The organism is Streptomyces sp. NPDC058257 (genome assembly GCF_042881845.1).
In the GTDB taxonomy this organism is placed as follows: domain Bacteria; phylum Actinomycetota; class Actinomycetes; order Streptomycetales; family Streptomycetaceae; genus Streptomyces.
In genome coordinates, this window is the sequence record NZ_JBHVXJ010000036.1 from 19,836 (window position 1) to 39,207 (window position 19,372).

Sequence of the window (19,372 nt, forward strand, 5' to 3'; positions counted from 1 at the left end):
AAGCACGCGAACTGCTCACCGACCTCCTTCCCGCGCAGTGACACGCAGTGACACCTCGCCGGTGCGTCAGCTGCAGGAGCCGTTGGTGTGGCCGTCTCGGGGAATGACAGCGAGGCGGGCCGCGGCCGGCGTGCCGGTAGCGGCCTGAGGGCCGCGCAGTCGGGCAATCGCCTCGTGCTGGGCGGCGATGCGCGACAGTGTGAGGGTCTTGAACTCGCTCAGCTTCTCGATCTCCTCGCTCTTGCGGGCGGCGCGTTCCCGCAGGGCGGCTGTCTCGGCTTCGAGCCGAGCGATCTGGGCATCCTCAGGGTCCGGGAGGGTGCCGCCGGCGTTGTGCAGTGGGTTCAGCCGACGTAGGAATTCGTCGGAAGATACTGGTACGGGCCGTCCCGCACGGTGCCGTTGGGGTTCTTCCTCGGATAGAGGCCGGTGCGGTCGATCCCGGCCTCCGTGGCCAGCGTCTTGAGGTCGCAGCGTCCGCCGGGCGGGAGTTCGCCGCGCAGGAGGCGGTCCATGGCGGCTCTGGTCGCTTCCTCGTCGCGTCGGTGTTCGGCGCTACTGATCTGGCCCATGAGTCTCTCCGTCTGCGGCGACTGAGTCTCTCCGTCTGCGGCGGCGGGGCCGACAGGACGCCCGGCACGCTGCCCGGCCTGACCGGCGCCACTCCCGGCGGCAGCCGGGTTGAACGGGCTCGCCCAGCAGCACGAGGACACCTGCGGCGACTGCTCGAAGAGGCCCGTGGCCACGCGGTCGCCTTCGGCGGGAAAGTCGTCCGCCCAGTGCGGGGGCCGGGTGTCGTCGAGGACCGGGTGTCGTCGAGGACCGGGGTGGCCCGCTCCTGGTCCAGGGCTCAGGACGAGGCGCTTGGACGATCGCGCGGCCTTGCCCGGCCCACGAAGGTGCCGAACGGCCACCGCTCTTGGCACCCGATAGCGAAGCACCCGTGGGGCGCCCTGAAGGAGTCCGCCAGGCCGGCTTCTTCCAGGCGAGCGACTGCCTTTGGCCTGCTCACTCTGTGAGGACCTGAGCTTCCACAAGAAGTTGGGGGAGCGCAGCCGCCAGATGCTTCAGAGCGCGCATCCAGGCCCTCGTACCCAGGCCACGCCGTGGGCGTTACGAGGCATGCAGAGCGCCTACTTGGTGGTGTGGGTGGGGTAGACCTGGACGTCGGTGTAGGCGCCCTTGATGTCTCCTGCGGCTGCGGGCCAGTCCAGGGTCACGGAGTGGGTCTCGTTGGGGGGCGTCACCTCGATGTTGGTCGGGTGCGCGAGGCTCTCGCCGCTGCTGTCGATGTCGTAGGCGAGGTTGAAGACGGCGGCGTCACCGGCCTTCAGGGTGGTGATACGCGGCTGGGCCTGGCCGCGCTCGATGGGGTTCGAGGTGTTGTCGACGTCCTTGATGTCGACGCCCGCGAAGCCGGTCGCCGAGCAGGTGGCCGAACCCCGGTTGACCATAGTGATGTTGATCCTGCCGGAGGCCTCGTCGGGCGCCGCGTCCGTGGCGTCGATGGCCAGGTCCTCCGTCTTGCAGAACGTGACCTTGCCGCCGGTCTGCGCCGCACCGTTCGCAGCAGCCTCTGCCTTGGTGTCCTCACCGGAGCCCGCCTTCGCGTCACCGGCCTGCGAGCCGCCAGAGCCCGAGCCACTGTCCGGCTTCGAGCCACCCTCCGAGGACGAGGAGGAGGACGAGGAGCCCTTGGAGGACGAGTCCTTGCCGGAGTCGTCACCGCCACAGGCGGTGAGCGAGAGGCTGGCGGCGACGCCGAGGGCGGCGAGAGCGGCGATACGGGTGTGCTTCATGGTGTCCCCCTCCAGGGGTAACGCGGTGCGTGCGGTCTGAAGTATTTGTATCCCGCACCGAGTTACAGGCCATTCCCAGCGACGTCTTCGTTCTGTCACAGGCGGCAGCCGCCGCAGCAGACCCCCTCGCACGTCGTGTCGCTTTCCACCAGGTCTGGGCCTTCGACTCGTGTGCCGTTGTGGGGGCAGTTGATCGAAAAATGCGTAGTCCGTCGTCGAGGGCGTCGGGATACTGCCGCGGTGCCACCCACTGAGCTGCCTCAATTGCTGCGGCCTCGCGCCCTGGAGCCCGGAGACCTCGTCGTCATCGCGGCGCTGTCCGGACCGCTCCACCCTCTATACGCGCCCGATCTTGAGCGGGCGCGTGACCGGGCTCGGCCGACCCCAAGCCGATCCCGGCCTCAGCGACATCTCACTGCCGCATCTGGCGCTCTACGCACGTACCGGTCTGGTCGAATTCCATACCGACCTGGCCACGCCCGGCCTCGGGAGGCACTGCTCGGGAGGCACTGCTCGGGGGGCGCTGGCAGAAAGCGCCCGCGGCCCGGCGCTCGGCGGGTCAGGAGCCGTTCCTCAGTCGCCATGGCCGGAAGGGGAGGAGGGGGGGGAAGGTCACCCTTCCATTAAGTCAAGCTTACTTGACTTAATGGAAAGCAAGCCTTACATTCGAACTATGGTGAAGAGGGTGGAGCAGGATCAAGTGACACGCGCGGCCCGCCGCGCCGTGCTCATCGACGGCATACCGGTGTCTGCTTTCGGTGTGGTGGCCCTGACGCTGGGCAGCAGCCCCGACCCGAGCACAGCCCAGAAGGCCTGGTGGATCGCCACCACCGCCGTGTTCACCCTCGCGATCGCCTGGGTGCTGCTGCGGGCATTCCGGCGCGCGGACGAATACCTGCGCAAGATTCAGCTGGAGAGCATGGCCGTCGCCTTCGCCGCGGTCCTCGTGGGGCTGCAAGTGGCTACCCTGCTCGATGCCGCGGGCGTCATCCAGCTCCATCAACTCGCGCAGGTGATCCTTCTGGGCGGCGTGGCCATCTGGATGACGCTCGCCGACCTGCGTACTCGTCTGAACCGGTGACGGCACTCTGTGAAAAACCGACTACGTGAACTGCGTGCAGCTCGCCGGTGGAGCCAGGCCGACCTGGCCGACCGGTGTCAGGTCTCCCGGCAGGCCATCAACGCCATCGAAACCGAGCGGCACGATCCCAGCCTGCCTCTGGCGTTCACCATCGCCGACGTCTTCGGCTTGGCCATCGAGGAAATCTTCCGTCCCGACCAGACGGAAACGACGGACGCCCCGGCCTGACCTCAAGCCTCTTCAGCCGGGCCTTCGGGCAGCATCGTCGACGAGGTGAGCCGAAGGGCGACAGACCTCATCAAGATCTCCGGACCTCGGGATCTGTACTGCGCCGCAGTACAGATCCCGAGCCGTGGTCACCGTGTTCGGGGCCTGTCACCTCCGATACCGCTGCGCCACTGCCGTGAAGGCGGCCTTGGGTTCCCATTCCATGTCGGGGTAGGTCTGCCCCCGGCGCCCTTCGAGGAGTTTGACGACGCCCAGGCCGGCCCGGTCCAAGTCGTCCCTGGGATCGCCGTCCGGGCGGTGCGGGTAGCCAGGCAAGGCGAACAAGAACACGAATGCGCTGTCCACGCCCTCGGACTCGAAGATCTCCAGCAGTTCGCTCAGATATGCGGCCTGGCCGGCCTCGTCACGCTCGTATGTGCCGTTCAGCCGTACAGGGGCCTTGGTCTCCGGGTCGTACTCGACCACTTCCAGTACTCGCCCACCGCGGTCTCCGGCGCCGCGGTAGGCCGCGGTGCCGAACCCCGTGATAGCGAGCGGCTTCGGGCCTTGGGCCAGGGTGCGCACCGCGTCCCTGAAACGGTCGGCGACCTCGGCGGAGCGGATCAGCTCGAACGTCACAATGTCGAAGGGAGTCCAGTCGACCTGCTCGAACTGGATGGCCGCGTAGGTGAGCTTGCCCTGGAAGCGCTCGCGGACCGTGGCCGCGGCGTCGCGGAGAAACGCGTTGACGCGCACGCCGAGCCCGCGCATTTCATCGGCGCGCCGCTCGGGTTGGCTCATCAGCTGCTCGACCCGCTTCTCGGGGCTCTCTCCGGGCAGGAACCCGCGGTTCATCACACTCAGCTCGACCCCTGCGACGAACACGACTGTGGCCCCCTGCTGCCGGAGCCGTTCCGCTCGCTCGGCGCAGTCGCGGAAGAGCGTGAGGATCTGCTCCGGATCCAGCTCCAGCGGATAGGGCGAGAACCAGACCTCCAGGCCGAGCTCAATGGCGGCACCGGCGGCCAGCTCCAGTCGGTCCGGGTCGCCGCCGATGATCTGGACCGCGTCGCAGTGCAGGTCGTCGCGGATGATGGCGAGCTCGCGCCGGACGACCGCAGGGTCGAAGTCCTCGCGGGACACCTGGCCGTGTACGACGAATCCGGTGTCGTAGGTCATTCCTCTTGCTCGCATGGTGACGCCCTCTCTGCCGGTCCCGGTCGCGCCGAGGCTGACAGTAAAAGTGCGTGCACGCAAGTTTGCGTGCACGCATCTCCGTGTGGAACGCTGACACCGTGACGACGACACCACCAGGGCTGCGGGAGCGGAAGAAGCAGGTCACGCGCAATGCGCTACGCGAAGCGGCCCTGCGCCTGGCCGTGGAGCGCGGCCCGGACCAGGTGCGGGTCGAGGACATCGCCGAAGCGGCCGGGGTCTCGCCGCGCACCTACAACAACTACTTCGCCAGTCGCGAGCAGGCGATCGTCTCCGCTGTCACGGCGGACCGGGAGGCACGGATCGCGGCGGCGGTCGCGGCCCGGCCCGCAGGAGTGCGCCTGGCTGACGCCGTCACCGAAGCAGTGGTCGAGCAGTACACGAACACTGGTGAGCGCGAACACGAGGCACTGCTGCTGTTCACCACTCGGACCGCGCTGCGCGACGCGTTCCTCGACACCACCGCCGGCATCGAGCCGCCTCTCACGGCGGTGATCACCGAACGCCTAGGTGACGCCGGAGCGCGCACAGCCCGCGTTCTTGCAACGAGCGTGGCCGCGGCGGTTCGCATCGCGTTGGAAGACTGGCTCCAGCCAACCGGGAACGTGGGGGCTGCCAGGAGTCTCGGCGCCGGAGGACTGGTCGTGCCCTCCGGCTCACTGCCCGAACACCTTCGCGCGGCACTGGCCCCGCTCGCGCCCGCGCTCGACGCCGCCGAACGGCACACCCAGCCGTGAAGCCGACTCAACTAGGCACTCGCTGGGGAGGCCCAGTGAACAACGACGACAAGCAACGGCTCCTTGACGTCCTTCATCGCACCTCGCTCGGGCATGACCGCGAACCAGCGGCTGGTCGTGATGCTCTATGCGATGCACCCCGCCGCTACATCAGCCGATGCCACGTGGCCAGGGCCAGCCGATGCCACGTGGCCAGGGCCAACTGCGGCCCTGCGGAGCATGACAGTCAGAACCCGGTTGCCCGGCCGCCCCGGCCGTCACGCCCTCCTCCATCCGTATGCGGATACGAACGCAACCACACCCCGTCCACCGGGCACCCACCGCCCTGACCTGAGCAGCCGACACTGTCGGAGACCTGGGGAAGGGGAGCCAGCCATGCTTGCTGCGCGTGCGATCTCGGTGTGAGTGGTGGCAAAGAACCGTTTCCAGCAGCGGGGCGGCGGGGCAGTCGGGCAGCTGGGTGGCGGGGCAGCTGGGTGGCTTGGTGTCGCGCGAGGTCGGTCAGGCAGGGACGGCCACTATCTGGTGTGCGGCAGGAGCCCGGGTGTTGTAACGTCGACGGGTCGCTGTGCCGAGGTGTCGGTGGCAGTGACCGGACTTCCTGTTCCTTCTGTGTCGATCTTGAGGTGACGTCTTATTAACCAGGCCATGTAGTCGTCCGTGTTCCCCGCGTGCTGAGTTGTCGCACGTGTCCGGGGGCGGACGTCGCGCTGGTCTGAGTTGCGTCACCCTCCCCGCAGTTTCTTTTTCCCGGGTGCAGCTCTGCCGTCTGCCCCGGGTTTCGTGTTCTCCGGCCCCGGTGCGGCTGTCGGCAGGGCTCCCCGATTCCTTTGGATCAGGAGTTTCCCGTCGTGTCTTCCTCCGCGCTCGACAACGAGCCGCAGCACACCACCCAGCCCCCAACCCACCCAACAACACCTGGCCTGTCGAAGATGGGCTTGGCTGCCTGGATCGCCCTCTTGGTGCTGCTGGGCGCCGAGCTGATGGACATGATTGACCAGTCGGTCGTCCTGACCGCGCTGCCCGCGATCCAGGAGTCGACTGGCGCAGGACCGGACGCGGTGCAGTGGCTGACCACCGGCTATTCACTGCCCATCGCCGTCGGCCTGATCACCGGCGGGCGCCTCGGCGACCTCTACGGCCGGCGCAGGATCCTCCTCATCGGCACCGTCGTGTTCACCACCGCCTCGCTGCTGTGCGGCCTCGCTGCCGGACCGGGCGTGCTGATCGGCGCCCGCGGGCTCCAGGGCGGGGGAGTGGCCCTGATGATCCCGCAGATCCTGGCCACCCTCCATGTCACTTTCGAGGGGCAGAACCGCAGCAAAGTATTCGGTCTGTACGGGGCCGTCATGTCGCTCGCCAACGTCCTGGGCCCGGTGATGGGCGGCCTGCTGACCGAGTCCGACCTGTTCGGGCTGTCGTGGCGGCCGATCTTCCTGGTCAACGTGCCCGTCGGCCTTGCCGTGCTCATCCTGGGACGCAGGTTCATCCCCGAGTCGACCGTGAAGAAGGCCGACCGGCTCGACCTGACCGGCATGCTGCTGTCCGCGCTGGCCATCGTCCTGATCGTCTTCCCGCTCACCGAAGGACACCTCCGTCACTGGCCGCTGTGGTGCTTCGCCATGCTTGGTACAGGGCTTCTCGCGCTCGGCGTCTTCCTGCGACACCAGCAGCGCAAGCAGGGCAACGCCCCGCTCGTGCCCCTGTCCCTGTTCCGGGGCAGGCAGTTCTCCGGCGGCATGGCCGCGCAGCTGATGCACGGCCTGCTGTGCGGGCTGTTCTTCATGACCTGGACGCTCTACCTCCAGCGCGGACTGGGCATGAGCCCCCTCCACGCGGCCCTGGCCTTCGTGCTGCTCTCCCTCGGGGAACTGGCCGGTGCGACGGTCACCGCGAAGAGCGGCGGGCGCTTCGCCCGCCGGTTGCCGCAGGCCGGAGCCCTCATCACGCTCGCCTCGATGGCCGCCTACGGGCTCCAGGCCGACGCAGGCCGGGCGGGGTTGACCCTGCTGGCGATGACCGCTCCGGTGGTACTGATCGGCTTCGGCCTCGGTATGGTCGGCGGCCCGCTCGCCGACCTGTCCCTTGCCCGGGTCCCGCACGAGGACGCCGGGGCCGCCTCGGGCCTGTTCAACACCGCGATTCACCTGGGCATCGCCCTCGGCACCGCGCTGACCGCCCTGGTGTTCTTCGCCGCCACCGGCGGCTCACCCGACGCCGGACTCAACCGCGACGCGTTCATCACCGTGCTGTGGTGGGTCGGTAGCCTCCTCGCCCTGATGTGGGCCCTGATGTTCTGCCTGCCCAAACACGCGAACAACCAGACCGACTGAGCGACTTCCCATGGCGGCGGCTCCTGCACTCCGGGTGCCGCCGCCCCCTCAACCCCATCTGCTCACCCCTTCTGCTCACCCCTTCTGCTCCAAGCCCGACACCACATGGCTGGAAGCCGACGGGCAGATGTCCGCCCTCGCTGTCCGAGCTCCGCCACTCTCTCCACGAGAATTGGAGTGATCGTGGCTGACCCGCCGACGCATGCGCGTCTCTATATCTGGGGACGGACTTGTTCCAGCAGCAGCGGGAACCCGTTGTTTGGGCAAGCGGCGTTCTTGCTGCTGCGGCCCGGAAGAGGGCCAGTCACCGGAGATCGACGAGGCCCTGATCCTGGCGGAACGTGAAGACCAGTGGCCGCGGGGCCGCGAAGTCTTCGGTCGAATCCGGCGACGGGGCCTGAGCAGAGAACACCCGCTGGCGGCTGCGGTTTCGCGCGTTCATGCCCGCCATGGCCCGGAAAGGGCCATGTTCCCCTTTCCACTCGCGCCGCCCTGCCGCTCTACACCCGCAGGGCCGCCGCGTCCGAGTGCGCGCCCGCCTACACGGGCTGGATCAACAAGACTATGAAGACCAACAGCGCCCAGCCAACTGCGGCCCAGGGATCCGACCTCGCCGACACCGGTACGAATGACAACACCGCGGCCAGCACGGGTGCGGCTGCCGCGCTGGTCGTCGCTGGTGGCGGTACCACCGTCGCGGTACGCCGACGCAAGGCCAGGGGCGACCTGCCGGTGAGGCACGCCGCTTCGGTCCCGTGGGCCATGGTGTCCCGTGGGCCATGGTGTGAAAAGGGGCAGGTCAACGAGGTAGAACACCGGCTGACGGGACTCACGGGACTGGCTCATCCGGATACAGCTCCAGACTCGCGCGAGCCACTGCGGCCGGGTGGTGCAAGCTCCATGCGGGCGCTGATGAGGTTGGTTGCCTGGCCAACTGCGGGAAGAAGGCCAGGCGTCCGAGGAGCCTGTCTTCCAAGGTGGCAGTGTGTGCTGCTGCGTTGTTACTCAGGTTGAGTTTTAACCTCAGACGCCTTACTCACGCCGGCTGCGCGGTGTCCGCCGCCGATTCCGTCCGAACCAGGGCGAAGGCCAAGAGGGCCGCGGCATGGTTGCGCCGGAGCGAGAGCCGATCGAAGGCCCGCCACCCGAGCTGGGCGTCGTCAGACGAAGAAGGCGTTCATCCCGGACACGTCGGAGAGATAGGTCTCGATACTCGCGATCTTTCCATCGCGAAGCCGGCAGACCGTGGCCAGGTACTCGTCCAGCACGGCGTCCTCCCGGCGCGCGGTGTTGTGCAGGGAGAGCGCCATGTTCTCCCTGCTGACCAGGATATGCAGCAGCTCGAAGTTGAGGCCGTACGAGGCGATCCGCTGAGCGCGCTCCACCACGGCGTCGGCGCCTTCGGCCGTACCTGAGACGGTGTTGTCGCCGGGCAGGGTCCAGGTGGCGTCGTCGTGCAGCAGCGCCCGGATGCCGTCCCAGTCGCCCGAGGTGAGGGCTCGGTGGAAGCTGCGCCCGAGAGCGTGGGGGGTTTCACTGATGGACATGGTATTCCCTTCATCGCGCTAAAGCGGCGACCTCCGCTTTAGCGCGACTGTAAACGGACTGCCAGTTAAGGCGCAACTCTCTGCTTTAGGGTGGAGGGGTGAACGATGACGCATCGACGAAGCGGCCCGGCGGGCGCAGCGCCCGTGTCCGTGCCGCCGTACACGGCGCCGCGGTCGCGCTGGTGGGCGAGCACGGCGCCGACCAGGTAACCCTCCCCGCCGTGGCCGAGCGCGCGGGGGTCAACTCCAGCACCCTCTACCGGCGCTGGGGTACGCTCCCGGCGCTCCTGGCCGACGTCGCCAAGTACCGTGGCGACGTCGGTGCCCCTCCGCTCGTCGGCGACCTGCGCACCGACCTGGAGAACCAGGCGATCTGGACGCTGGCGGAGCTCTCCCGGCCCGGTGGCATCGCGTTCTTCCGCGCCGAGGTCGCGCCCGACGTCGACGAACGGCACGACGGACTGCGCGAGTGCCTGCGCAGGGTCAGTGAGCGCTTCAGCCCCGCCCTCGACACGGCGCGGGAGCGCGGCGACGCACCCCCGCCGCCGTCCTTGGAGCAGGTTCTGGACCGAATCATCGCGCCGCTCTACTTCCGGGTGGTTTTCTCGATTCCCAGTACGGATGAGGCTTACGTCCGCGAACTCGTGGCGGAGTTCCTCGGGGAGCCACCCGCTTGAGCCCTGACCTCCGACCGGCTCCTCGCTTCAGCGGAACGGAGCCTGCACACAACTAGCCTGCACACAACTCGGACCCCGAAGACGAGGGTTACGGAAAACCCCCGAGGGGCGGCCAGATGCCGCGCTGCTGTCGCAGAACCCCTCTCCCCGCCCAGGCCCGGGTGGAAACAACGGGAGACACCGCGGCGACGAGGGCGAGCACATCGATCCGAGGTTGAAGCTTAAGCTCAGTAGTTTTTTCTCTCCTAGAGGTCGCCTGGTGCGCCCTGCCTGCGTAGCGGCAGCCCAGGCATCGAGAACGTTCAGAGTCGTTCCCTCACTCACATGAGGCGCCGCAAGGCCCCCAGGGCAATGGAACGCCGACGTAGCGGTTCCATCACCAACCACGCTCGTGGTCAATACACCTGACGGCATGACGAGCAGGGGAGTTGGCCGGAAGCGTCTCTCGCGGGAGCATATGCGTGGTGACATTGTTCCCTCCATGAACCTACTGAGAGTGCACCGTACGGGCGCCCCCTCTGCTGCACGCGCGCACCGTACGAACACCCGATTACGTTCTCTGGTATCCGCGCTGGCAGCACTGTTGTTGGCGTCCACCGCCCTGGTCGCCTCGGCCACGACGGCGCAGGCGGCCAACCCCGACAGTCACGTCGTGGCCTCCTGGAACATGCAGGCCGGACCGGACCGCTGGGCAGGCGCCTACAACCTCGCCGGGACGCACGACCTCGTGGCCCTGCAGGAAGTACCGCTGGGCGCACCGGCCGGATCGCACTACCAGGGCCAGATCAACGGTGTCGAGCACTACCTGTGGGTGCAGGGTGACAACGGCCCGCTGCGGCACCTCTACATCCTGCGCACGGGCAGCCGCAACCTCGGCATGATCACCGCCTGGCAGCCGGACAACGTACTGAACATCGACGGGGTGTACCGGCCCGCGCTCGGCGTCGTCAACCGCGCCGACGGCATCCTCTTCGCGTCCATGCACGCCGCGTCCAACGGCGGGCGGCCCAACGACGCCGGTGCCCTGCTGCGCCGCATCTCCGACGCCGCCGACCGCGAGGGTTTCCTGGAGTACGCGGCGCTGGGCGACTTCAACTACAACCCGCAGACCCTGCCCGGTCTGGGGCTGCCCCCGGACGCCCGGATCTACAACAGCGGTCAGGCCACCCAGCAGAACGGCAACGAGCTCGACTACCTGGTCTCCGACGTCGTCACCGACCGCTGGCAGGCCACCGTGCTGCCGAACTACGGAAGCGACCACTGGCCGATCCGCTTCGGCTCCCTCCAGGCCGCTGCCGAGCCTGTCGACCTGACCATCCACGCCGACAACAGTGACCGGCTGCTGGACGTCTACGAAGGGCAGACCGGCAACGGCACGCACGTCATCCAGTACCACGCGAACGGTGCCGCCAACCAGGAGTGGTACCTGGCCGCGCTCGGCTACAACGCCCCCTCCGGCAAGCCGCTCTACCGGATCGTCAGCAAGCCGAGCAACAAATGCCTGGACGTTTCCAACGGGCAGAGCTCACGGGCCGGGGACTACCTCAACGTCTGGGACTGCCACGAGCGCGACGGCGAACCGGGCGGCGGCGGATACCCCCGCGACACCCAGAACTTCACCCTGGAACACCCCAACGCCGCCCGCCCCAACCTCACCCTGCTGCGCAACAACGCCACCGGCCTCTACGCGAACATCAACCGCAACGAGACCGGTGACGGTGCCTGGGTCGTCCAGTGGCCCGACCAGTTCGGCCCCTTCCCCGCCCCGAACGAGACCTTCTACCTGCACCCGGTCGTCGACTGACCCTCCACCCCGGACGGGCCCGCCCGGGGGCCCGCGCCTGCGCCTGCGCCTGATGGCAGGGACCGTATCTCCAGACGGGACTGACGGGACTGAACTTCCAACATGCAGGCCTGTCTGCCTGTCTCTGGCCGGGCGCGAGGGCTTCAGTCCCGCAGATGTTTAGTCCCGTGCCTGGGTCGCAGGAAAAACGCAGGTCAAAGGGGGTGCCCCCGTAGAGCGCGGGACTGACGGGGCTCAACTTGCTAGTTATCACTCCACCAGTACACACATAACACGCGCGCGCGCATTATGAAGAGGCGTAGTCCTGAACAGCTTATAACTGTCAGGGTCGGTCCCGTCAGTCCCGTTCCCGCGAGCCGGGTCCTCCTGAGCAGGACGTTTGTGGGACGGGACCGAATCCCGTCCCCTCCTGCGGGACTGAACCTCCCCTCCGTTCCCCGGCTGCTGCGGGACTGACGGGACCGAAAATCCCCGACACGCCAGGGGCAATCCTTTTCCGCCCTCCTCCGTGGGCTACGCTCGTGCCGCAAACCCGAAACCTCAGTCCCTTCAGACCCGTTGGTCCCGCCGGAGACCGACACACATCACGACAAGGACGATCCGTTGACCCGCCAGCCCTCGACCGCGCCCATGGCCCCGGACGAGGCCGTGCACGCCAACGCGATCGCCCGGTGGTGTGCCCGTGCAGGATGGCCGGTGCACCCTCTGGCCCCGCAGCAGAAGGTCCCGCCGGCCAACTGCCAGACCTGCAAAGCGGACCGGCACACGCCCGCGTCGTGCCCGTGCAGGATGTCCGGCCGGTGGTGTCACGGGTTCCACGCCGCGACCACGGACATCGAGCGCATCGATGCCTGGTGGCATGCCCAGTCCCGTTTCGGAGTCGGCGTCTCCTGCGGTCCCGCGGACTTGGTCGTTCTTGATGTGGACGCTCACGCGGCGCAAGTCCCCGACCGGTCCCGGCTCCTGCCGGGCATCCCGATATCCCCACAGGTCAACCTCGACGGGCTGGCCACAGGCTTCGACACCCTCGCGCTGCTGGCCGCGCTCCGAGGGCAGCCAAGCCCGGTGGAGGACACCGAAACGTTGCGCGTGCGCACCCCGTCCGGCGGTCTGCACATCTGGTATCGCAACCCGCACCCCGCCACCCGCTACCGCTCCTCCACGGGCTCGAGCCCGAAGACGGCGTTGGCCTGGCAGGTGGATGTGCGCTCGGACAACGGCTACATCGTGGCCCCCGCTACCCGGACCACCGCGGGCAGTTACCGTCCCTTGGGAGCGGCCCGCCGCCCGGCGCCGCTGCCGCGCTGGCTGGCAGCGGAACTCGTCCGTACCCACCACGTCCCCGCGATGATCCCTCAGCCCGCCGTACCCGAAGCCCCACGCCGCCGACGCCGCTCGGCGAAGGGCGCCGAACGCCTCCTGAACCCGCTCCTGGCCGAGGTCGCCGCCTGCGCGGCCACTCCCGAAGGAGCGAGCTTCACCGAAAAGCTCAACCGCGCCGCCTACACCGCCGGAGGCCTGGTCCAAGCAGGCCACCTCGCCGAGGGCGAAGTGCGGGATCTGCTCCTGGACGCGGCCCGCTCGGCACGTCCCGCCCAGGAGAGCCGCAACCTCACGATCGTTGAGTCCGCTCTGTCCGCGGGCGCCCAGCGCCCACTCCACCCCCGAGGACGCTCATGAGCGCCGAGCCCGCACGCTTCGACGCCGAAGCGGCCGCCGCCCAGATCCACCAGCAGAGCCTCGACCTCGCGCTGCCAGAGCCACACCCCAGCCTCCCGGCCCAGCAGACCGACGCCCGCCGCCCGCCCGCGGCAGCAGCCGCGGATGGACTGATGCCCGGCTCCCTGACCGACCGCGGCAACGCCAAGCTGTTCGCCCGCCTCTACCGCGACCAGTTCCGCTACGTCATCGGAATGGGCTGGCACTCCTGGGACGAGTACCGCTGGAAGCTGACCGGCGGCGATGAGGCAGCGGTCTGGGCAGCGGGGGAGATGGCCGAACAGATCCCGGGACACGACCCCCGCGGCCAGTTCACCGACCGTCAACTGGCCGCGCACCGCAGGCACTCCGAATCGACCTCCGGACTCAAGTCCCTGCTCTACCAGGCGCAGGCCGCGCCTGGCCTGCGCCTGGACCCGGAGGTCCTGGACGGCGACATCTACGCCCTGTGCACCCCGGCCGGGGTCGTCGACCTCAGAACAGGGACGCTGCGCAAGCCGGACCCGCTCACCGACATGCACTCGCGGGCCACGCTCGTGGCCCCCCACGCCATGCCCATCCCGCGCTGGCAGAGCTTTCTGCGCGACACCTTCGGGGACGACGCGAAGGGGCTGGAGACCACCCGCTTCCTGCACCTGCTCCTCGGCTACTCCATCACCGGCGACGTCGGCGCGCAGGTCCTGCCCTTCCTCTACGGTTCCGGCGCCAACGGCAAGTCCGTACTGCTGGAGGTGATGACGCAGATCCTGGGCGACTACGCCAACGCGGCCCCACCCGGATTCCTCATGGAGAAGGGCAAGTTCACCGAGCACTCCACGGAGCTCACCGAACTGCACGGCAGGCGCATCGTGGTGTGCAGCGAGCTCAAGCCCAACGACAAGTTCAACGAGGCCCGCGTCAAGCTCCTCACCGGCGGCGACACCATCACCGCCCGGCGGATGCGGCAGAACTTCTTCAACTTCACGCCCACCCACAAGCTGTGGCTGCTGGGCAACCACCGGCCCGAAGTCGGCTCGGGTGGCTACGCGTTCTGGCGCCGCATGCGGATCATCCCCTTCGAGCGGAGCGTGCCCGACGAACGGAAGATCGACAACCTGGCCGCCGAACTCGTCCGCGACGAGGGCCCGGGCATCCTGCACTGGCTGGTCGAGGGCGCCAAACGCTACCTCGACACCCGCGACCCGCTCACCGGCCCGCCCTCCGTGCGGGTGGCAACAGCCGCCTATGAGACGACCGAGGACCACGTCGGCCGCTTCATCACCGAATGCTGCACCAAGCGTCCGAACGCAAGCGCCAACTCTGACCTGCGCGTCGAGCAGAAGCTGCTGTACGAGACCTACGGCCGCTGGTGCTCGGAGGAGGGCATCAGACCCTCCACCAGCCGGGCCTTCGCCAGCCGCATCCGGCAGGAACTCGGCCTCGCCTCACCGGCTGAGATGATCAAGAACAACGCGACCAAGCTGTACCCCGGCCTGGCCCTGCTCGCAGACGACGACGCCGATGGCGGGGGCGGGGGCGGGACGCCGTGAGGAACCGCTGCACTCCCTGCGTGTGCGCGCACCGACCGTACGATGGACGACGCCTGCTTCCCCGGACCGTTGCTGATGGAGCCGGGAAGGCGGGCCGCATGGACGCGACACCCGAAGGCCGGTGCCCGGCCGCCAAGACCCAGGAGGCCTGATGAGCGCGATTCCGCAGGAAGGCGATCTCGTCCAGGAAGCCGAGGTCATCTGGCTGGAGGACACCGCGGACATGGACTACGTCCGCCAGGCCCTGGACAAGGTCGGCACCCGCAAGGGCAAACCGCGCTACGAACGCGACGGCCGCCTCATCGGCTACTCCAACCTGACGCCGGGCGCCCCGCGCAGCGCCGACAGCGGCCTCTTCGCCCGCCGCACGTTCTATCTGCTGCCGCACGACCGCCCCAACCGGCCAGACGACCCTGAGTGCCCTTACCGGGTGGGCTCGCCGCTGGAGGCCGTCGACCCGCGGACGGTGGAGGCGGGCAGGGCCGGATCGAAGACCCCCCGTTCCCAGGCGACCGGTGAGATAGTGCCCGCCCGCTCGTGACGGAGGGGCCGCCCGCCCCCTTGCGCCGACTTCTGTATGGCGTGCGGCGAGAAGATCGACGTCGAGGACCTGGTCCTGGAGACGTTGCCGGAGGTCGGCGTCCTCCGGCGTCAGCGGGTCGACCGGGCGCCGGATGCGGACTCGGCGGGGCCCTGCTGCCCGCCCTCTTCGCCGAGGACGGCGTCATCAGACCGGGCAGCGTGGATGACGCTGAGAATCGTCTTCTCGGCCTCCACATCGGCGGCGGTGGCAAAGTCCCCGGCGCCCTTGTCGATACGGGTGAGCCGTTGTGGGGCGAGTGGGCCCTGGGGATGGTTTTGTACGTGGGAGCTGATACCGCTTGTTGCTCAGAGCGGGGCACGCCCGGATTTTCCGGAGGGCAGTGTTGCTGAGTTCCGGCAACACCAGGGGGCTTGCGGTGGGAGCCTGGGGGTGCTCTGTGGGATGAGGGTGCGATGGCGCCACCGAAGTCCAAGGTCGATCTGTACGCGGCGATCCGCCGTGATGCCCGGGCTGGGATGCAGGCCGAACGCGCCAACGCCGGATGAGCCGAGGGCGCCGTCGCTGACCTGGCGTCATTCCTCCACGACCGGTGAGCTGAAGAGGAACGCGACGTCGATCTCTTCCACGAACTCAACTGCCCCGCCCCCCCACGAGGCACGGCGCGTCAGCAGCTGCGGTTGCCCCTGTCTGAGGCCGAGGTCAGTCCGCCCCGCTGGGACACGGTTCGGACTCGGCAGTGATCCGTGATCCGTGATCCGGTAGGGTTTTGCCATGTCCTACATGTTCGTCCGCCTTCGGACCGCCTAAGACGTCTGCCGCCGCAGTCGCTCAGCGACCGGCGCCGGTCGGGGAACCCGCAGGAGACCACAGAGGTCTCATGGCACTGCCCTGCGGGTATCGCTCGGCCCTGTCCGTCGACGCGCACTGTTCCCGGTGAGCGCTTCCACGTCGCGTGCTGCCCCTGACGGGCTGTCACGCGCTGGTTGACCGCCGCACCGGTCTGAGTGCGCCCGGCTACCGAACCGCGACGCGCCTGGTGACAGGTGCGCGATTCTCCTTCACCTTCGGCGGCTCACCGCGCCGGCATCGGCTTGTCCGGCTTGCCTGCCGCGCCGCCCACCGGACATTGGACCGACCCGTATGACATCCCTCTCCGCCAACTCCTCCTCTCCGCAGCAGGCCCGCGATGCGAATACCACTTTCGTGCTCGTGCATGGCTCGTGCTCCAGTTCGCTGATGTGGGCTCCTGTTCAGCGCGAACTGGCGCTGCTCGGCCATCGCAGCTTCGCTGTCGACCTGCCGGGGCACGGTTTCGACGCGCAGTACCCGGCCGCCTACCAGGCCCCGCAGGACCTCGAAGCTTGGGCGGCCGAACCGTCGACTCTGGCCGGGGTCACCTTGCAGGACAACGTCGACATGGTCGTCGACATCGTCCGACGGGTGGCCGAGCATGGGCCGGTGGTGCTGGTGGGCGCCAGCCTCGGCGGAACCACCATCACCGGGGTGGGCAACACGGTCCCTGACCTGGTGAGCCGACTCGTCTACATCTCCGCGTGGTCGTGCGTGCAGCGCGCGAACCCCATCGAGTACATGCAGGATCCCGAGTTCGGCGGCAACCTGCTGGCCCCATTGGCCGCGTTGAACGTCGGCGACCCCGCCGAACTCGGCGTCGGCCGGGCCAATTACCGCACCGCCGACCCGAACCTGCTCGCGGCACTCAAGGCGGCGATCATGGCGGACGGCACCGATGAACAGTTCCGGTCCTTTCTCAACCTCCTGCAGCCGGACGAATCCCTGGCGGTGATGATGGCCGACGCACGCGGCCACGCTGGAACCTGGGGCACCATCGCCCGCACCTACATCCGTCTCACCGACGACCGGTCACTTCCCGTGGCAATGCAGAACCGTCTGATCGCCGAGGCCGACGCCTTGACACCCGACAATCCGTACGACGTGCACACCCTGGACACCAGCCACGTCGGGTTTCTGCTCAAACCGGCGGAGGTGGCCGGCATCCTCGATCAACTGACCGTCTGACCCCAGAAGGCGCAAACCAACAGCTAACGCGCTGAAGGGGGCAGCCGGCCAGCTGCCCCCTTCAGTGCAATCGCCACCTGACGTCAAGCTCAGCGTTGCTGGTCCTCAACGACATTTTCGAGCTCCCTGATCGCCAAGTGCTGCCCAAATCCGGGCTCTGGTCCACTCTCTGTGGTGCGGGGCAAGAACGTCTCTGTCCGGTCCTGGCGGAAGTGGCTGACCTGCGTAGCACTAGGCCTCTTTGGTTCAGTACGTGGGATCTGAGAGCGGTTGTTGCTCAGCGTGGAGAACGCCCGGTTTCGCTGGAGGGTGATGTCTGCGGGTTCTGACAACGCTTCAGGACTCGCGGTGGGGACTTCGGAGTGCTCTGCGTGGTGAGCGGCCACCGCTGGGCAGGTGCTCGACTGAGGCGAGGAAGTCGTGGAAGGCCCGGTCGGTGCGGGCGGTGTCGCCGGTGGCGTCGAGGTCCATGAGAAGACCACGGATGACGGCGAGGACGAGCGTCGCCAACTCCGGCCGGCCGATGCTGCGCAGACCGTCCTCGAGCGGCCCGAGCCAGTCAGTCGTGGCGGTACGCCGGAAGTCGGGCCACAGCTGTTGCGCTGCGCTCTCGCGCAGCTGACCGAACATCTGCAGGTACGGCCGCCCATCCACGCCGGTGATCGAGGTCCAGGCGCGATCCAGGGTGGCCGTGTAGGGCTCGCCGGGGCGCGCCCGCAGAAGGTCGCCGAAGGTGTCGAGCTGGCGTTGGCGCGCGTGTCTGAGGACAGCCCGCAACAGGGCATCGCGGGTGCCGAAGTGATAGATCAGCATGCGGGACGAGGTGCCGGTGGCGGTGGCCAGCGGCTCGAGCCGGTCAGGGAGGCCGTGCGCGAGGGCGTAATCAGCGCAGGCGTCGAGCAGCCTGTCCTTGATGCATGGCTGCGGTCGTCTGCCCATGCCGACATCTTTTCCCGTAACTGCTGCTACGTCTACCGTTGATCGAAAGGCAGTCAAAGCAGACGTGGAGGTCGCGATGAGGGTCGTGTTCGTACATGGGGCGTGCGTGCGGGACGGGTCGTGGTGGTGGCACCGCACCGCCGGACTGCTGCAGGAGCGAGGGGTGTTGAGCGTGGCCCCGGCGCTTCCGAGCTGCGGCGAGGCGGGCCTGCCCGCAGGCGCCGGCGGCCCGGGACTGCCCGAGGATGTTGCCTCAGTGCGGCAGGTGCTGCAGGACAGCGACGAGCCGACCGTCGTGGTCGCCCACAGCTACGGCGGCATCATCACCGCGGAAGCCGCCGCGGGCATCGGGTCGGTACGCCACCTGTTGCTGGTCTCCAGCTACCTGCCCGAGGTCGGGCAGAGCCTGTCGGAGTTCGGGAACGGCAGCCCCGCCCCATTTCTCGACGTCGACCCCGACACCGGCACCTTCGGGGTCCGCCCCGAGCTGCTCGTGGATACATTCCTGCAGGACTGCGACCCCGAGGTCCAGGCGCAGGCGGCCGACCACCTCGCCCGGCAGAGCGTGCAGATGACCGGGCAGCCAGTCGGGGCGGCCGCATGGCAGCAGTTGCCCTCGACCTACCTCGTCTGCACCCAGGACCGGGGCACCCCGCCGCAGCTGCAACGTGAGTTCGCCCGCCGGGCCGGCAGCGTCGTCGAACTCGACGCCGGCCACCACCCATTCCTGTCCCAGCCCGCCGCGGTCCGGGACCTGCTGCTGAGCCTGTGACAGCAGCCGCGCCACAAGCCGGGCCGGCGATTCCAGGACCAGGGGGCATCGTGAGCGCCGAGGAAGAACTTCTGTCGAGGGCTACCCGGCCTACAACAGGCAGGACTTTGCGCTGAAAGCTACGGGCGGCCCTTGACGTGCTCCGAGGGCCGGCGACCACAACGGCGCCGGGGAAGGCCCCGCCCCCACTTCGGGCGTTGCTACTTCTCATCGACACCTCCGGGTTCGGTGATCTCGGAATGCTGCCCCAAACCGCCGGCAAACGTTGCCGGCTCCCACCTACGAGTCCACCTCTTGCTGTCGGTCGTCCCCGGTGTCGACCGACTCCACAGAAAGTGGCTCTGTCGCTGATTTGGGGGTGCGACTGGTGGATCACGGCGAGAGGAGGATGCGGCGTCGTAGGAGATCGAAGTTGGCCCGGCCGTACATCTG

General features: G+C 68.3%; 18 protein-coding genes and 1 pseudogene. 13 read left to right on the forward strand and 6 right to left on the reverse strand.

Annotated features, from left to right (window positions below; genetic code table 11):
• The first annotated feature begins 87 nt into the window (after positions 1 to 87).
• A complete protein-coding gene (locus ACFVXC_RS41095) occupies positions 88 to 357 on the forward strand; it encodes a hypothetical protein (protein WP_389916738.1) in 270 nt (89 codons plus the stop codon).
• On the opposite strand, the gene ACFVXC_RS41100 is transcribed toward ACFVXC_RS41095, so the two are convergent.
• Together ACFVXC_RS41100 and ACFVXC_RS41105 are read right to left on the reverse strand one after the other, a co-directional pair.
• Complete coding sequence (locus ACFVXC_RS41100) at positions 345 to 746, reverse strand: hypothetical protein (protein WP_389916740.1); 402 nt, start codon at positions 744 to 746, stop codon at positions 345 to 347. The two genes, ACFVXC_RS41095 and ACFVXC_RS41100, sit on opposite strands and share 13 nt — an antisense overlap.
• A 387-nt stretch (positions 747 to 1,133) precedes the next feature.
• Positions 1,134 to 1,799: a DUF4232 domain-containing protein gene (locus tag ACFVXC_RS41105; protein ID WP_389916742.1), complete on the reverse strand. Its 666-nt coding sequence runs from the start codon at positions 1,797 to 1,799 to the stop codon at positions 1,134 to 1,136.
• 646 nt (positions 1,800 to 2,445) lie between these two features.
• On the opposite strand from ACFVXC_RS41105, the gene ACFVXC_RS41110 reads away from it, so the two are divergent.
• Positions 2,446 to 2,880, forward strand: coding sequence for a hypothetical protein (locus ACFVXC_RS41110; protein WP_389916744.1), 435 nt, complete (start codon positions 2,446 to 2,448; stop codon positions 2,878 to 2,880).
• A gap of 9 nt (positions 2,881 to 2,889) precedes the next feature.
• Complete coding sequence (locus ACFVXC_RS41115; protein ID WP_389916745.1) at positions 2,890 to 3,108, forward strand: helix-turn-helix transcriptional regulator; 219 nt, start codon at positions 2,890 to 2,892, stop codon at positions 3,106 to 3,108.
• Positions 3,109 to 3,255: 147 nt separating this feature from the next.
• Here the strand turns inward: ACFVXC_RS41115 and ACFVXC_RS41120 are convergent, their stop codons facing one another.
• Positions 3,256 to 4,266 carry a hypothetical protein gene (locus ACFVXC_RS41120; RefSeq protein ID WP_389916747.1) on the reverse strand — a complete coding sequence of 337 codons (1,011 nt, stop codon included), beginning with the start codon at positions 4,264 to 4,266 and terminating at the stop codon, positions 3,256 to 3,258.
• Between the two features lie 116 nt (positions 4,267 to 4,382).
• Here ACFVXC_RS41120 and ACFVXC_RS41125 point away from each other — a divergent pair, with 116 nt between their 5' ends.
• The 3 genes from ACFVXC_RS41125 to ACFVXC_RS41135 all read left to right on the forward strand — a co-directional run bounded on the left by ACFVXC_RS41125 (position 4,383) and on the right by ACFVXC_RS41135 (position 8,386).
• The gene (locus ACFVXC_RS41125; protein ID WP_389916748.1) at positions 4,383 to 5,039 is read left to right on the forward strand and encodes a TetR/AcrR family transcriptional regulator; all 657 of its coding nucleotides are present in this window, start codon (positions 4,383 to 4,385) and stop codon (positions 5,037 to 5,039) included.
• A gap of 851 nt (positions 5,040 to 5,890) precedes the next feature.
• Positions 5,891 to 7,372, forward strand: a complete 1,482-nt coding sequence (locus ACFVXC_RS41130) for an MFS transporter (RefSeq protein ID WP_389916750.1) — start codon at positions 5,891 to 5,893, stop codon at positions 7,370 to 7,372.
• A gap of 564 nt (positions 7,373 to 7,936) precedes the next feature.
• Positions 7,937 to 8,386, forward strand: a complete 450-nt coding sequence (locus tag ACFVXC_RS41135) for an LAETG motif-containing sortase-dependent surface protein (RefSeq protein WP_389916752.1) — start codon at positions 7,937 to 7,939, stop codon at positions 8,384 to 8,386.
• A gap of 146 nt (positions 8,387 to 8,532) precedes the next feature.
• Here the strand turns inward: ACFVXC_RS41135 and ACFVXC_RS41140 are convergent, their stop codons facing one another.
• Positions 8,533 to 8,919: a nuclear transport factor 2 family protein gene (locus tag ACFVXC_RS41140; RefSeq protein ID WP_389916754.1), complete on the reverse strand. Its 387-nt coding sequence runs from the start codon at positions 8,917 to 8,919 to the stop codon at positions 8,533 to 8,535.
• Positions 8,920 to 9,017: 98 nt separating this feature from the next.
• Between ACFVXC_RS41140 and ACFVXC_RS41145 the strand changes: the two genes are divergently transcribed.
• From ACFVXC_RS41145 to ACFVXC_RS41165, 5 genes are all read left to right on the forward strand, one after another.
• Positions 9,018 to 9,596 carry a TetR/AcrR family transcriptional regulator gene (locus ACFVXC_RS41145; RefSeq protein WP_389916756.1) on the forward strand — a complete coding sequence of 193 codons (579 nt, stop codon included), beginning with the start codon at positions 9,018 to 9,020 and terminating at the stop codon, positions 9,594 to 9,596.
• Positions 9,597 to 10,077: 481 nt separating this feature from the next.
• Positions 10,078 to 11,400: an RICIN domain-containing protein gene (locus ACFVXC_RS41150; RefSeq protein ID WP_389916758.1), complete on the forward strand. Its 1,323-nt coding sequence runs from the start codon at positions 10,078 to 10,080 to the stop codon at positions 11,398 to 11,400.
• Between the two features lie 663 nt (positions 11,401 to 12,063).
• Positions 12,064 to 13,080 (forward strand): bifunctional DNA primase/polymerase, encoded by a 1,017-nt coding sequence (locus tag ACFVXC_RS41155; RefSeq protein ID WP_389916772.1) that lies wholly within the window; start codon positions 12,064 to 12,066, stop codon positions 13,078 to 13,080.
• A complete protein-coding gene (locus ACFVXC_RS41160) occupies positions 13,077 to 14,648 on the forward strand; it encodes a phage/plasmid primase, P4 family (RefSeq protein WP_389916760.1) in 1,572 nt (523 codons plus the stop codon). Before ACFVXC_RS41155 ends, ACFVXC_RS41160 begins: the two co-directional genes overlap by 4 nt.
• A gap of 151 nt (positions 14,649 to 14,799) precedes the next feature.
• On the forward strand, positions 14,800 to 15,189 hold the full coding sequence (locus ACFVXC_RS41165) for a DUF6009 family protein (protein WP_389916762.1): 390 nt from the start codon (positions 14,800 to 14,802) through the stop codon (positions 15,187 to 15,189).
• 137 nt (positions 15,190 to 15,326) lie between these two features.
• Here ACFVXC_RS41165 and ACFVXC_RS41170 read toward each other — a convergent pair.
• Positions 15,327 to 15,524: pseudogene (locus ACFVXC_RS41170) on the reverse strand (inositol monophosphatase family protein); the annotation flags it as partial.
• Positions 15,525 to 16,332: 808 nt separating this feature from the next.
• Between ACFVXC_RS41170 and ACFVXC_RS41175 the strand changes: the two are divergent.
• Positions 16,333 to 17,229, forward strand: coding sequence for an alpha/beta fold hydrolase (locus tag ACFVXC_RS41175; RefSeq protein WP_389916764.1), 897 nt, complete (start codon positions 16,333 to 16,335; stop codon positions 17,227 to 17,229).
• A 336-nt stretch (positions 17,230 to 17,565) separates the two neighbouring features.
• Here ACFVXC_RS41175 and ACFVXC_RS41180 read toward each other — a convergent pair whose 3' ends face one another.
• Entirely contained in the window at positions 17,566 to 18,168 is a 603-nt protein-coding gene (locus tag ACFVXC_RS41180; RefSeq protein WP_389916766.1) for a TetR/AcrR family transcriptional regulator, read from the reverse strand.
• 76 nt (positions 18,169 to 18,244) lie between these two features.
• Here ACFVXC_RS41180 and ACFVXC_RS41185 point away from each other — a divergent pair, with 76 nt between their 5' ends.
• Positions 18,245 to 18,940: an alpha/beta hydrolase gene (locus tag ACFVXC_RS41185; protein ID WP_389916768.1), complete on the forward strand. Its 696-nt coding sequence runs from the start codon at positions 18,245 to 18,247 to the stop codon at positions 18,938 to 18,940.
• Positions 18,941 to 19,372 lie beyond the last annotated feature (432 nt).